The sequence below is a fragment of the Streptomyces sp. NPDC030809 genome (assembly GCF_055572195.1).
In genome coordinates this window covers 15,481-29,143 of the sequence record NZ_JBVIDV010000044.1, presented here as the reverse complement: position 1 = coordinate 29,143, position 13,663 = coordinate 15,481, and the positions used below count along the sequence as shown (strand labels likewise).

The 13,663-nt window shown below is 72.6% G+C and carries 12 protein-coding genes; 4 read left to right on the top strand and 8 right to left on the bottom strand.

The window, feature by feature from the left end; all coding sequences use genetic code 11:
* Positions 1–91: 91 nt before the first annotated feature.
* On the bottom strand, positions 92–1,363 hold the full coding sequence (locus tag ACZ407_RS34655; protein WP_468135478.1) for a hypothetical protein: 1,272 nt from the start codon (positions 1,361–1,363) through the stop codon (positions 92–94).
* Between the two features lie 81 nt (positions 1,364–1,444).
* On the opposite strand from ACZ407_RS34655, the gene ACZ407_RS34650 reads away from it, so the two are divergent.
* Positions 1,445–2,023 carry a GNAT family N-acetyltransferase gene (locus ACZ407_RS34650; RefSeq protein WP_468135476.1) on the top strand — a complete coding sequence of 193 codons (579 nt, stop codon included), beginning with the start codon at positions 1,445–1,447 and terminating at the stop codon, positions 2,021–2,023.
* Positions 2,024–2,148: 125 nt separating this feature from the next.
* A complete protein-coding gene (locus tag ACZ407_RS34645) occupies positions 2,149–3,198 on the top strand; it encodes an aldo/keto reductase (protein WP_468135474.1) in 1,050 nt (349 codons plus the stop codon).
* A 58-nt stretch (positions 3,199–3,256) separates the two neighbouring features.
* Here the strand turns inward: ACZ407_RS34645 and ACZ407_RS34640 are convergent, their stop codons facing one another.
* The 6 genes from ACZ407_RS34640 to ACZ407_RS34615 form a co-directional block, all read right to left on the bottom strand.
* On the bottom strand, positions 3,257–5,098 hold the full coding sequence (locus tag ACZ407_RS34640) for a type IV secretory system conjugative DNA transfer family protein (protein ID WP_468135472.1): 1,842 nt from the start codon (positions 5,096–5,098) through the stop codon (positions 3,257–3,259).
* 1 nt (position 5,099) lies between these two features.
* Positions 5,100–6,518, bottom strand: coding sequence for an ATP-binding protein (locus tag ACZ407_RS34635; protein ID WP_468135470.1), 1,419 nt, complete (start codon positions 6,516–6,518; stop codon positions 5,100–5,102).
* Between the two features lie 18 nt (positions 6,519–6,536).
* Positions 6,537–8,090: an SCO6880 family protein gene (locus ACZ407_RS34630; protein WP_468135480.1), complete on the bottom strand. Its 1,554-nt coding sequence runs from the start codon at positions 8,088–8,090 to the stop codon at positions 6,537–6,539.
* A gap of 17 nt (positions 8,091–8,107) precedes the next feature.
* Complete coding sequence (locus ACZ407_RS34625; protein WP_468135468.1) at positions 8,108–9,484, bottom strand: hypothetical protein; 1,377 nt, start codon at positions 9,482–9,484, stop codon at positions 8,108–8,110.
* A complete protein-coding gene (locus ACZ407_RS34620; protein ID WP_468135466.1) occupies positions 9,474–10,313 on the bottom strand; it encodes a hypothetical protein in 840 nt (279 codons plus the stop codon). The genes ACZ407_RS34625 and ACZ407_RS34620 overlap by 11 nt, the downstream gene beginning before the upstream one ends.
* Positions 10,314–10,483: 170 nt before the next feature.
* Positions 10,484–10,792 carry a hypothetical protein gene (locus tag ACZ407_RS34615; RefSeq protein WP_008742356.1) on the bottom strand — a complete coding sequence of 103 codons (309 nt, stop codon included), beginning with the start codon at positions 10,790–10,792 and terminating at the stop codon, positions 10,484–10,486.
* Between the two features lie 354 nt (positions 10,793–11,146).
* On the opposite strand from ACZ407_RS34615, the gene ACZ407_RS34610 reads away from it, so the two are divergent.
* Positions 11,147–11,860 carry a hypothetical protein gene (locus ACZ407_RS34610; RefSeq protein ID WP_468135464.1) on the top strand — a complete coding sequence of 238 codons (714 nt, stop codon included), beginning with the start codon at positions 11,147–11,149 and terminating at the stop codon, positions 11,858–11,860.
* Between the two features lie 131 nt (positions 11,861–11,991).
* Here ACZ407_RS34610 and ACZ407_RS34605 read toward each other — a convergent pair whose 3' ends face one another.
* Complete coding sequence (locus ACZ407_RS34605) at positions 11,992–12,888, bottom strand: pentapeptide repeat-containing protein (RefSeq protein WP_468135462.1); 897 nt, start codon at positions 12,886–12,888, stop codon at positions 11,992–11,994.
* A 146-nt stretch (positions 12,889–13,034) separates the two neighbouring features.
* Here ACZ407_RS34605 and ACZ407_RS34600 point away from each other — a divergent pair, with 146 nt between their 5' ends.
* A complete protein-coding gene (locus tag ACZ407_RS34600; protein ID WP_468135460.1) occupies positions 13,035–13,643 on the top strand; it encodes a LysE family translocator in 609 nt (202 codons plus the stop codon).
* Positions 13,644–13,663: the final 20 nt, after the last annotated feature.

Genomic DNA, 13,663 nt, shown 5'->3' with positions numbered 1-13,663 from the left:
ACTGCAGGGGGGACCCTGTGGGAGAGTAGGACGCCGCCGAACAATCATTGTGGGAAAGCCCCGCACCTTCTGGTGCGGGGCTTTTCTGCGTTTACAGGGGTCTCGGGTTCACGGCCATCCACGTCTGGAGTTTCGGGTCGGCGAGCAGGCGGCCGCCGAGTTCCGTCCCGGCCTGTTCCAGGGCGCGGATGTCCTGCCACACGGCCGCCAGGACCTCGGGACTGGCCGGCAGCCCCGGCGGGTTCGGATCGAGGTGGATCCAGCACAAGGCGTGGTTGAACTCGTAGTACAGCCAGCGGGACTTCATCGCGGGAGCGACGGCGTCGCGCATCTGCATCGCGCGTTCGAGCTCCTCCCGGGCCGCGGGCCAGTCGGGCTCCTGCTGGTCCTTCAACGCGTACGCCAGCTGGGCGTGGAGTTCGTGGAACTCGTTGGCGGTGTCCATGGCGATGAGGGCCCGGAAGACGGGGATGGTGTGGGCCATCCGCGGCAGGTCCTCCTTCTCGCGGGCCTCACGGCGTACGGTGCGGGCCTTCTCGTAGACGCGCACCCTGGCATCGAGGGAGGCCTCCCGGAGGGCTGCGGCGAGCTCTTCCGCCGAGACGGGCGTGCCGGCCGCGGGCAGGTCGAGCATCTGGCCCACCACGAGGTGGGCGCGCGCGTCCCGGAGGGCCTGCTGTTCCATGTCCTGCCGGATCCGGTCCTCGACCCTGTCCGCCACGGCCGTCTGCACCTTGTCGGTGACGGCCGACTCGACCTGGTCGGCCACCGCGGACTGCACCCGGCCGGCGACCGCCGAGACCAGGCTCGTGTAGGACTTCCGGAACTCGGCCGTCACCACCGTGTAGGTCCAGATGTAGGTGTGGATGAAGCCCACGACGAGGAAGACGACCATGAGGCTGGCGCCCACCACCCGCGCCGCCGGGGTGTCGCCCAGCCCGTCGCCCACGGAATCGACGAGCCGGCGGGCCGAGCCCCCGGCGTTGCCCAGCTGGACCAGGCCCACGCCGACCAGGATCTTGGTGAGCCAGTCGGAGACGTCCTCCAGGTTGGTGTTCGGCAGGAAGCCGACGGCCTCGTCCCCGTCCCTCCGCGCGCCGGCCCCTTCGCCGGGGCCCCGGGCCCGGGTGCTGCGGGGGATGGCGAACAGGAACCCGAGCAGGGCGCCCGTCAGACCGGCGGCACCGGCCACCAGCAGGCCCACGCCGAACGCGCTCCAGAAGGCGACGTCGGGGACGAATCCCGAGTAGCAGGCCAGGCCTGCGACCACGGCCGCGGACACGCCGGCCAGCGCCCGGCCGAGGAAGCGGTTCCCCTGGGCCTCGGCCTGGTGCGCCCGCGCGGGGCCCTCGGCGTCTTCCACGTCCTCAGCGTGTTCCGGGGCGGCGGGCGCTGCAACCGGGGACCCGCCGGCCGGTGGCGGGCGTGCGCTTAGGATCCCGGCATGGACGAGCAGCGCGAACAGCAGAACGAATACGACATCCGGCCGGTGCGGGCCGAGGAGTGGGGAAAGGTCCGCGACCTGCGGATCGAGGCGCTCAAGGACCCCGCGGCGCCCGTGGCCTTCCTGGAGACCGTGGCGCAGGCCGAGGCCCGGGAGGACTCCTTCTGGCAGGACCGGGCGGCCGGGGCCTCCCAGGGCACCGGGGCGCGGCAGTTCGTCGCCGTGGCCCCCGACGGGAGCTGGGTGGGTTCGGTGACCCTGCTGGTCGAGCGGGCCGGGACGACCGACTTCTTCGGCACGGAGATTCCCGTGGAGCAGGGGCACCTGGTGGGCGTCTACGTGCGTCCCGAGCACCGGGGCACCGGTCTGACCGAGGCCCTGTTCGAGGCGGCCCTCCGCTGGGGCTGGTCGCTGGAGGAGCCCGTGCTGGAGCGCGTACGGCTGTTCGTGCACGAGGACAACGGGCGGGCGCAGGGGTTCTACCGGCGGTTCGGCTTCACCTTCGGCGGCAACGTGTTCCCGGTGCCCGAGGGCGACGGTGCGATGGAGCTCGAACTCGCCCTGGCGCGGCCCGAGTAGGCGGCTCGTACGTCCTCCCCGCAGCCGCCCTGCGGGCCTTGCGCTGGAGTGCACTCCAACTCCTAGAGTGCGGAGCACGCGAGGCGGCCCGGAAGCCGAAGGGCCGCTGTGAACGGGGGAGTTCCATGCGCTACCGCATGCTGGGCAGGACCGGCATCGAAGTCAGTACGTACTGCCTGGGCACGATGATGTTCGGGTCGGTCGGGAATCCCGATCACGAGGATTCCGTACGGGTGATCCACGCGGCCCTCGATGCCGGGATCAACTTCGTGGACACCGCCGACATGTACTCGGCGGGAGAGTCGGAGGTCATCACCGGCAAGGCGCTCAAGGGGCGCCGGGACGAGGTGGTGCTCGCGTCCAAGGTGCACTTCCAGATGGGCGAGGGCCGCAACCGGAGCGGGAACTCGCGGCGGTGGATCACCACGGCCGTGGAGGACAGCCTCCGGCGGCTGGGGACCGACTGGATCGACCTGTACCAGGTGCACCGGCCCGATCCGCACACGGACGTCGAGGAGACCCTCGGGGTGCTCGGGGACCTGGTCACCGCGGGCAAGATCCGGGCCTTCGGGTGCTCGACCTTCCCCGCCGAGGACATCGCCGAGGCGCACCACGTGGCCGAGCGGCGGGGGCTCCAGAGGTTCCGCACCGAGCAGCCGCCGTACTCGATCCTCGCCCGCGGGATCGAGGGGAACGTGCTGCCGGCCTGCCGGAAGTACGGGATGGGGGTGCTGACCTGGAGCCCGCTGGCCTCCGGCTTCCTGACCGGCCGCTACCGGCAGGGCCGGGAGATCGACCTGGGCCGGGGCCGGGCCAAGCTGGCGCCGCAGCGCTTCGATCCTTCGCTGCCGGTCACCGCGGCCAAGCTGGCGGCGGTGGAGGAGCTGGTGGTCCTCGCGGACGAGCTGGGCTGCACCCTGCCGGAACTGGCCCTGGCCTTCCCGGCCGCCCACCCCGACGTCACCTCGGTGATCATCGGGCCGCGGACGATGGAGCAGCTGGAGGCCTCCCTGAAGGGGGCCGGGCTGGTGCTGGACGATGCCGCGCTCGACCGGATCGACGCGATCGTGCCGCCGGGCGTGAACCTGTACCACCCGGACGGGGCCTGGACCCTGCCCGCGCTGCGGGACCCGGCCGCCCGGCGGCGGCCGGTCGCGGAGCGCGCGGCAGACTGACCGGGCGGGCGCGCGGCCCCGCTCGGCCGGAGGGGGCCCTGTTCCGCAGGGAGGGGCCCTATTCGGCCGGGAGGTCGGCCTCCGGCCAGCGGGCGCGGGCCTGTTCGCGGCTGCGGCACAGGGCGAGCAGGGGCAGGGTGCCCTCGGCCAGGAGCTGCGGGAGCTGGGGGACCGGGGCCACGGCCGCCACGTCGTCCAGGACGAGCGTCACTGGTGGGTCGAGCCGACCGTCGGATGACCGTACGGCCATGCGGCGGCCGCGCTCGACCACGCTCGCGGTGAGTGCGGTCAGCAGAGGCATGGCCCCGGGGGTGGTCCGGGGGTCCTCGACGGGCTCACCCACCACATAGAGGGTCCCCCCTTCGTCCATGAAAGATGCGAGCGTGAGCGAATCCGTTCGATTCGGGTTGCAGGCCTCGCGGATGTGGACGGAGGACAGGCAGGAGAGGGCGCGGGCCACCAGCTCCTGGGCGACCTCGCGGCGCTCCGGGTGTGCGGTGAGGGCGTTCTCGAACTCACCGGCCAGTCCGGGTGCGGCCTGCGGGTGCGTGCGCAGGATGCGTACGGGCTCGTGGGCGCTGCCGCCCAGGGCCCAGCGGTGCACCTGCTTGAACGGGCGGTCGTCCACGGCCGCGGCGTGCAGCCAGCTGCGCAGGAGCGTTTCGGCGGTGTCGGCGACGGCGGCGTCGATACGGGCCTGCGGGCGTACGGGCGCCAGCAGGGCCGCGGCACGGGCCGCGGCGGTGTCCCGGTCGGCGCAGCCGGCGCCCGGATGCCAGTGCATCCGGGCGGGGGTGTCGCACAGGTGCGAGGGGTCGTAGAGCAGGACGGGGCCGAGCTTGGCCCGGGCGTCCTTGGTCTCGGCCCAGAGCGCGGGGGAGGAGGTCACGACGAGCACGGCGCCGTCGGCCTCCGCGATCCGCCGCGCGGCGGGCCCGAATCGTTCGGCGGGCCCGCCGTACCGCATCCCGCCCGCCGCTTCGCCGACCGCGCGCCCGAAGCCGGGGGCCGGGCCGCTCGGCCCTGCCGGGCCCGGCAGGGCCGCAGCCCCGCCGGGGCCCGCGCTGCCGGCTTCCGGCAGCGCCGTGCCGGCCGGCCCTGTCGTGCCGGGCGGTCCCGCCGGAGCCGGGAACCCTGCCTCGTCCGCGTCGGCGGACCGGCGTGCGGACATGCCCGCTGCGGTGGCGGGTTTGCGGAGCCGGTCCGGCTCGGGGAAGCCGGGCGGCTGCGAGCTGCCCGCCGGGAGGTGGGGGGCGAGGTGCCGGGGTGCGGGCGGCTCGCCGTATCCGCTGTGCGGCCTCTCGTACGCCCCGCCGTGCCCCTCGCGCGACCGCTGGTACGACTCCTCGTACGGCTCCTCGTACGGCTGGTCGTACGGGTCCTCGTGCGGAGGTTCCGGCAGGCGGGACGGGCGGGCGGCGGACCGGCCCCGGGCCGCCGGGTGGCTGCGTCCCGCCGCCGCAGGCTGGGGCGGGATCACCGCCGGGCCTCCGTGCGGCTCCGCGTCCGCCTCCGCCCACGCCCCCGCGCGGGCCCGCGCGCGGCGGGCCTTGGTGCGGGCGACCACGCCGATCGCGAAGACGGTCAGGGTGAAGAGGACCAGGAGTTCGCTGAGGAAGATCCCCCAGAACAGGCCCCAGTTGGACAGGGCCGCCGGGTCCGTGGCGGGCCAGGCGGCGGCCATGTCGTGCGGTTGCTTTATCAGCGAGCGGACGGCGTCCGGGGTGTTCAGGAAGGTGACCGTCGAGGGCCAGTCGCCCCGGGCGAACAGGGCCGCCAGCCCGGTGGCCGTCCAGACCAGGACGGCCAGGCCGAGCAGGAAGGCCAGGCCCCCCACCAGGAGTCCGTCGGGGATGCCGCCCCGTCCGCCGGGGCTTCCGCCAGAGCCTTCGCGCGCCATGTCATGCCACCGTGGATTCCGCCGAGTCGCCGTTCAGCTGCTGCTCGATCAGCAGCGCCCGTTCCTCCGCCTCCCGTTCCGCCGCGAGCACGTGTTCCGGCACCTGGCGTTCCGGGGCCGAGGACTCCGTCATCGCGCGGTCCGTGTAGACGAGCGGGCGTTCCGCTTCCGTGATCAGGTGTTTGACCACCTGGACGTTGCCGTTGACGTCCCAGACCGCGATGCCGGGGGTCAGCGTCGGGATGATCTCCACCGCCCAGCGCGGCAGGCCGAGGACCCGCCCGGTGGCCCGGGCCTCGTCGGCCTTCTGGGCGTAGATGGTCCGGGTGGAGGCCATCTTGAGGATGGCCGCGGCCTCCCGGGCCGCCGCCCCGTCCACCACGTCGGACAGGTGGTGGACGACCGCGACGAAGGACAGGCCGAGCCGGCGCCCGAACTTCAGCAGCCGCTGGAACAGCTGGGCCACGAAGGGCGAGTTGATGATGTGCCAGGCCTCCTCGACCAGGAAGATCCGTTTCTTCCGGTCGGGCCGGATCCACGTGTGCTCCAGCCAGACCCCCACGATCGCCATCAGGATCGGCATGGCGATCGAGTTGCGGTCGATGTGGGACAGGTCGAAGACGATCAGCGGGGCGTCCAGGTCGATGCCGGCCGTGGTGGGGCCGTCGAACATGCCGCGCAGGTCGCCGTCGACGAGCCGGTCGAGGACGAGGGCCACGTCCAGGCCCCAGGCCCGTACGTCGTCTATGTCCACGTTCATGGCCTCGGCGGATTCGGCCTCCGGGTGCCGCAGCTGCTCCACGATGTCGGTCAGGACCGGCTGCCGGTCGAGGATGGTCTCGTTGACGTACGCGTGGGCCACCTTCAGCGCGAAGCCGGAGCGCTCGTCGAGGCCGTGCCCCATCGCCACTTCGATGATGGTGCGCAGCAGGGCCAGCTGCCCGGTGGTGGTGATGGCCGGGTCGAGCGGGTTGAGCCGGATGCCGCCGTCGCTGGCGGCGACCGGGTCGAGGCGGATGGGAGTTATCCCCAGCTGCTCGGCGATGAGGTTCCATTCGCCGACCCCGTCCTCGCCCTGTGCGTCGAGGACGACGACCTGCCGGTCCCGGAAGCGCAGCTGGCGCAGGACGTACGTCTTCTCCAGCGCGGACTTGCCGTTGCCGGACTCGCCCAGGACCAGCCAGTGCGGGGCCGGCAGCTGCTGCCCGTACAGCTGGAAGGGGTCGTAGATGTAGCCCTTGCCGCTGTAGACCTCGCGGCCGATGATCACGCCGGAGTCGCCGAGGCCGGGGGCGGCGGTCGGCAGGTAGACGGCCTGGGCCTGGCCGGTGGAGGTGCGCACGGGCGGGCGGGTGGTCTCGACCTTGCCGAACAGGAAGCTGGTGAAGGCGTCCGTCAGCGCGGACAGCGGATCTCGCATGGCGGGTCTGCCCTCCAGCTAGCGTCGGATGCCGGTGGCGAACGGCAGGGTGTTGACGAAGGCGCGGTGGTGCTCCCGGTCGCACCACTCCAGCTTCAGGTAGGACTTGCCGGCCGAGGCGCGGATGGTCCGCTTGTCGCGGGCGAGGGCCTCGGGGGAGCGGGAGGACACCGTGATGTACCCGACCAGGTTGACACCGGCGGCCCCGCTGGCGAGGTCTTCGCCGCGCTGGTCGAGCCGGCCGTGGGCGGCGATGTCGCGGGGGTCCACGGTGCGGTTCATCTTGGCTGCGCGGGAGGCCTCGGCCTCGTCGTTGGTCTTCTCGGTGAGCATGCGCTCGATGGCGACCTCGGTGGGTTCGAGGTCCATGCAGACGGCGACGGTGCGGATGACGTCCGGGGTGTGGACGAGCAGCGGGGCGAGGAAGTTGACGCCGACGGGGGTCATCGGCCACTCCTTCACCCAGGCGGTGGCGTGGCACCAGGGGGCGCGGGTGGAGGACTCCCGGGTCTTGGCCTGGAGGTAGGTGGGTTCGACCGCGTCGAGTTCGGCGGGCCAGGCGTTGCGCTTGGTCATGGCCTGGATGTGGTCGATGGGGTGGTCCGGGTCGTACATGGAGTGCACGAGGGAGGCCAGCCGGCCCTGGCCGAGGGGCTGGCGGACCCGGATGTCGGCTTCGGCGAGGCGGGCGCAGATGTCGGTGAGCTCGCGGGCCATGACCACGGCGAGGCCGGCGTCCTTGTCGATCCGGCGGCCCTTCTGCGGGGCGGCGGCGCGGGCCATGGCGTGTGCCTCGGCGGCGAGCTCCCGGGTGTAGTGCATGCAGGCCACGAGGTAGGCGCGGTGCTGCTCGGAGGAGGTGGACACCATGGACTGGAGCTGGTCGTACGAGTCGCGCAGCCAGCCGGGCGCCTGCTGGTCCCCGCGCTGGGCGACGTCCTTGGCGTGGGCGTCGGGGTCGGCGGGCAGGGTGCGGGCGAGCATCTGGAGGCGGGTGACGAAGCCGTCGCCGTTGGCCACGTGCTTGAGGAGGGTGCCGAAGCGGTCGACCAGGGCCTCTTGGTCCTCGCTGTCGCGCAGGCCGACGCCCGGGCCCTCGATCTCGATGGCGGCGGTGACGGTCCGGCGGTCGGCGTGCAGGAGTACGGCGATCTCGTCGGGGCCGAAGGGGGCGGCGAGCCAGCTGATGCGGCCGATGCCGGGGGGCGGGCCGACCTCGACCTCGCGGCCGTCGGCGGCCCGGGTGCCGGCTTCCATGGCGCCGGAGCGGTACGTGGTGCCCCGGCGCAGGGTCCGCTTGTAACTGCGGTTGATCTCGAACCACTTGTAGAAGGTGCGGTGCTTGTACGGCACGTACACCATCGCCAGGGCGAGCACCGGGAAGCCGGCGAGCAGGACGATGCGCAGCATGAGGTGGGGGACGAGGAGTCCGCTCATCATGCCGAGGAAGGCGCCCGCGATGATCAGCGCGATCTCGCCGGATTCGCGGTTCTTGCCGACGATCGCGTTCGGCCGGGCCCGGCCGATGAGATACGTGCGGCGGGGCGCGACCGGATGGAGCTGGTGGGACATCTGGTGGGACTGGGCTGTCAACGCCCTTCACCTCCCTTGCCTGTGGTCCTGCTGGTGTGCGGTGTGTTCACTCCCGAGCTGCGGGGCGGGGGTGCGGCGGAGGGGACAGTTCCGCCGCCGGCCCCGCCACCGCCGCCGCCCGAGGGGCGGGAGCTGTGGGCCGCCACCCCGCCGGAGAGCGGGTTGGCGGGCCGTGCTTCGCCGCCCCCGGCCCGGTGGGCTCCCCGGCTGCTGTGGGTCTTGATGCCTTGGGAGACCAGGGAGGCCGGGGAGCTGATGACGGCGGCCGCCTGGGCGCCGTCGGTGGCCTGCTTGCGGTTGGTCCGGGCGGAGGCGATCTCGTCGCCGAACCCGGGTACGAAACGGTAGATCATCGCGGAGGCGAAGATCGCGAGGAGGATGATGGCGAGTCCTGAGACGACCGCCGAGAAGGCGTCGGGCCCGTCGTCCCCGGAGAGTGCGCCGGCGAGTCCGAGGACGATCACGATGACCGGCTTCACGAGGATGACGGCGATCATGATCCCGGCCCAGCGGCGCACGTGCCCCCACATGTTCCGGTCCACGAGTCCCGCGTAGACGACGGTGCCGAGCAGGGCGCCGACGTAGAGCAGGGCGGCCCGGATGACGAGCTCCAGCCACAGGACCCCGGCGGCGAGGACGGTGACGAGGGCGGTGACGATCAGCATGATCGGGCCGCCGCCGATGTCCTCGCCCTTCTTGAGGGCCTCGGCGAAGGAGCCGAAGAACACGTCGGTCTGGCCGCCGGTGCCGGAGGCGATGACCTCGGTGACCCCGTCGGTGGCGGAGACCACGGTGTAGAGGATCAGCGGGGTGAAGGCGGACGCGAGGACGGTCAGCCAGAGGAAGCCGATGGCCTCGGACAGGGCGGTGGTGAGCGGGACCCCGCGGATGGCGCGCTTGGCCACGGCGAGCAGCCACAGGACGAGCGTGAGCACGGTGGAGGCGGCGAAGACGACGGCGTACTGCTTCAGGAAGGCGCCGTTGGTGAAGTCGACGTTGGCCGTGCCCTTCACGGCCTCGCTGAGCTTCCCGACGATCCACGCGGCGGCGTCGGCGCAGCCGCGGGCGAGGGAGGTCAGGGGGTCGAGGGTGTCGGTGGGGTTGGGCGTCAGCCGGCTGCCGGTCCCGCCGCGGTTGCCTGCCTTGTCGCCGTTTTCGCAGTAGTCGCGGGCGGCGCCGGAGATGAGCGAGCAGGGGTTGTCCGTCTCCCCGGGCAGCTGGGTGGCGCTCGGTGACCCGGACGGGGTCGGGGTCGGAGTCGGGTTCGGCGAGGGGGCCGCCACCGCGCGCGCGGCGAGGAGGACGGCCGAGGTCTGGAGGACGGTGAACAGCGCCAGGAGCGCGGGCAGCGGGCGCCGGGGGTTAGCGGGCATACGTGAACCCTCCGAATTCCTTGACCGCTCCCGCGATCTCCTCCGTGCCGGACACCGGGTCGTCGCCGGTGACCGGGGTCGGTCCTTCCTTCTGCGTGGTGTCGGTGATCTTCCAGTCCGAGCCGTTCCACTTCAGCTTCATCGAGATCGTGAACCAGCTGCTGGTCACGGGCCGGGTGGAGGACTGGCCGGTGAGGCCGAAGAGGCCGACGCACCACACGTCCACCTCGGCCGCGCCGGAGTCGAAGCGTCTGACCGTGGTCCCGCTGGGCACCGTACGGTTGACGAAGGTGGTGCCCGCGGGGGCGAGCCCCTCCTTGGTGAGGCCGATCTGGGAGAGCAGGCCCGCGGAGTAGTCGCCGTCGAAGGCGGCCTGGAGGCGGGTCAGGGAGCCGGCGTCCACGATGGCGCCGACGATTCCGTGCCGCCGGGCGGTGTTGAACATGCCGTCGGAGCCCAGGGCCACCGCGTAGTTGGCCGCCGCCGACTGCGCGCCCTGCTCGTCGTGGGCGAAGCCGGACGGGATGCCGGCGTTCTTGCCGGTGACCGGCGGGACCCCGCTGGGAGCCGTGGACGTGGTCCGGGGGGCGCTGTCGCCGCCGCGGTCGTCCGACGGTTCGTCACCGCCCTGGTTCGCGAACGCGATGGCCGCGATGAGCAGGACGACGATGCCGACGACCGTGACCAGACCGCGGGAGGCCCTGGCGGGGCGCCGCTGCCCGCCGTACGGGTCGCCCGCCGGTTCGGGGAGGCGGGTGCGGGTCTGACCCGTCCCGCCGACCCGTCCGGCGGGTTCCTCGTACCCGCCGTATCCGTCCTCGTGGCTCATGCCGCGTCCGCCCCCTCAGCCGTTTGCAGTCCTGCCTGGTACGACGGTAGCCGTGCGGGAAGCCGCGTGGACGCGGAGTGGTGAGTCGTCATCAGGAAACGCAACCTCAGGGGGCCGTCGGTGGGCGGGCGAGGCTCGGGGGCGGACGGACGGGGGCTGCGCGGGGCGGCCTAGACGGCCATCCCGTAGACGATGGTGAAGAGGGTGCCGAGCGAGCCGATGATGAAGACTCCCGTCAGGCCGGCCACGATCAGGCCCTTGCCCTGCTCGGCGCTGAAGGTGTCGCGCAGGGCGGTGGCGCCGATGCGCTGCTTCGCCGCGCCCCAGATGGCGATGCCCAGGCAGAGCAGGATCGCCACGGCCATGACCACCTCGATCATGACCTTCGCTTCGTTGCCGAGACTGCCGAACGGCCCCCAGTTCGGGGCGATTCCGCCGATGATGGTGGTGATGTCGCCCTTTTCGGCTGCCAGGATCATGTAACTCACCGCCCCTGTTGGGTAGTTCCGTCAGCCCGTGCCCGTCGGCAGGGGTCACGCACTATCTTCCCTGATGAAACCGCCCGATTATGTCGACTTGGCGGCTCTCTTTCCGCGTTCTCTTCCTGTTGTGCGTCCACTGTGCCCGTCGGCACCGTCCTGACCTGGGCGTGGGCCGTTCCGGGAGTGCGGTGCCGGGGTCTGTTCCGCTGTCCGAGGGCGTGGCGTTGGGCCGTAGAGATGACATGTGCGACATTCCGGCTTTCCTTCGAAATGCACGAGTGCCGCCGGGGGATGCTTCCCCTGCTTCCGGCCGAAGCGCAGCAGAGTTCGGTACGACGAAGGAGCGAGCGCATGAGTCCTGTTGCCAGGACGAGAAGTCGCAACTGGGTCCTGGGCGGGTTCGTCCTGCCGATGGCCCTCGGGATCGCGGGATTCAGCACCCCCGTGTTCGCCGACACGGGCTCGTCGGCGGCGGCCGCCGTGGGGCAGATGGCCGCGGGCGGTGGCGGCGGCGGGGACAAGTGCCCCAAGCAGAGGCCGCCGCGCGGCGGTGACGACGACCTGAAGGCCGCGGGCGCGGCCCGGCAGGCGCCGTCCAACACCGTCTACTGTCCCGGTCCGCCCGGACCTCCCGGACCGAAGGGCAAGCCGGGCCCGCCCGGACCCAAGGGCGACAAGGGTGACAAGGGCGACAAGGGCGACCCCGGTACGCCGGGTACCCCGGGTGCGCCCGGGCCGTGCCAGAGCATCGACTCCTACCTGCCTTCCAATGCCGAGGAGTTCGTCCTCGCCGTCAAGAACGGCATCGCCTCGCTCGGCCACCGGACGCGTCCGGGCGGCATGGGTGCGTTCACCAACTACGCCTGGGCCCCGCTGAACGTCGGCCCCCAGGCGGCGTCCTACCCGGCGAACGTGTGCACCGGGACGCTCGCGTCCCAGGGCAACGACCTGTACCTCAAGGTCATGACCACGGGTGGGACGGTCTACCAGACCACCTGTACGACGAACGGCGTCACCTTCCCGGCGTGCACCGCGCCGTGGTCGCAGATCGTCGCTCAGCCCTGATCCCGCAGGGCCCAGGACGGCGAGGGCGCCGCGGCCGGAGCACGAGCCGGCCGCGGCGCCCTCGCGTGCGCCCTCGTGCTTCCCGGCGGGCCCCGCGGCCGGGACCGGTGAGGGCCCGGCCGGTGGCGGCCCTACTGCCAGTGCCCGGGGCGGGTCAGGCCCGGCGGGATGCGGGTGGCCGCGTCCCCGCGGGCCGCGTTCACCTGGGCCTGGGTGAGGAACAGCGCGCCGGTGAGATCGGCCCCGCGCAGGTCCGCGTCGCGCAGGTCGGCCCCGAGGAGGTCGGCGGTGCGCAGATCGGCCTTCTGAAGGTCGGCCGCGATCAGGTACGCGCCGCGGAGGTTGGCCGCGCGGAGGTCGGAGCCGGCGAGCCGGGCCCCCATGAGGTCGGCGCCGCGGTGGTTCTTGGGGCGGCCGTTGGCCTGGCCGGCCCGGACCAGCTCGCTGACCTGCTGGAGGAGGGCGCCGGTACGGGCGCGCAGCTCGTGCGGGTCGGCGGCCGTCAGGGTGGCGGCGTCGGCGCGGGTGAGCTCCTCGGTACGGGCGAGGGTGCGGCGCAGTTCGGGGTGGAGGCGGCGGGCGGCCGGGTGGGCGAGGGCCTCGGTCAGGTACCAGAGCAGCTCGTGCAGGATCCGCATCACCGGGAAGGCGTCGAACATCTGCTGCCGGGTGTCCGGGTGCTGCCGCCAGTCCCGGCCGCCGAAGGTCACCTGTGAGACCTGCTGGCCGGCGCCGAAGCAGTCGAAGACGGTGCAGCCGCGCCAGCCCTCGTCGCGCAGGCGGGTGTGGATGCCGCAGCGGAAGTCCTGCCGGAGGTTGGTGCAGGGGGTGCCGGCCGGCTTGCTCACGGGGAAGTCGGCGGAGGCGGCGAAGGGGAGGGCCGTGCAGCAGAGTGCGAAGCAGTTGGTGCAGTCGGCGTGCAGGTGACCGCGGTCGGGGGCCGCGGGTGCCTGGCTCCGGGGGCTCTGCCCCCGACCCCGCTTCGGGTGTGCGCTGCTGCGCCTGGGGGGCTGGGGGGTGTGGGACACGCGTGCTCTCCTACGGCTGACTCGTACACCCCATTGTCCCCACCCCGGGGCTCCGCCCCGAACCCCGCGCCGGTGGGCTCCGCCCCCGGAGCCCCGATATCGGGAAACGCGTTGATCATGCGCGGCCCCGGCGGGAGCATCACCGCATGACCGAATTGATCGCAGTGGCCGTCATCACGGTCCTCGCCGTCATCAGCCCCGGCGCCGACTTCGCCATGGTCGTCCGCAACAGCTACCTGTACGGCCGCCGCACCGGCCTCTTCGCCGCCGCCGGCGTGGCCGGGGGCGTCCTCGTGCACGTCACCTACACGATGCTCGGCGTGGGCCTGCTCATCGCCTCCTCCACCGCCCTCTTCACCGCGATCAAGCTCGCGGGCGCCGCGTACCTCGTCTACATCGGCATACGGACCTTCCGTGCGCGGGCCGAGCTGACCGTGGACCTCGACGTGAAGCCGCAGCTCAGCCCGCTGGGGGCGCTGCGCGGCGGGTTCCTGACCAATGTCCTGAACCCGAAGACCACCCTCTTCGTCGTGTCCACCTTCACCCAGGTCGTGAACCCCGGCACCCCCCTGTGGCAGCAGGGCGGCTACGGCCTCTTCATGTCCTTCGCGCACCTGGCCTGGTTCGGTGCGGTGGCGCTGTTCTTCTCCCACTCCCGGCTGCGCGACCGCATGCTCAAGGCCCAGAAGGCGCTGAACCGGGCGATCGGCTCGGTGCTCGTCGGACTGGGCGTGGGTCTGGGCTTCGCCCGCTGACCCCGGCCCGGCCCTGGCCG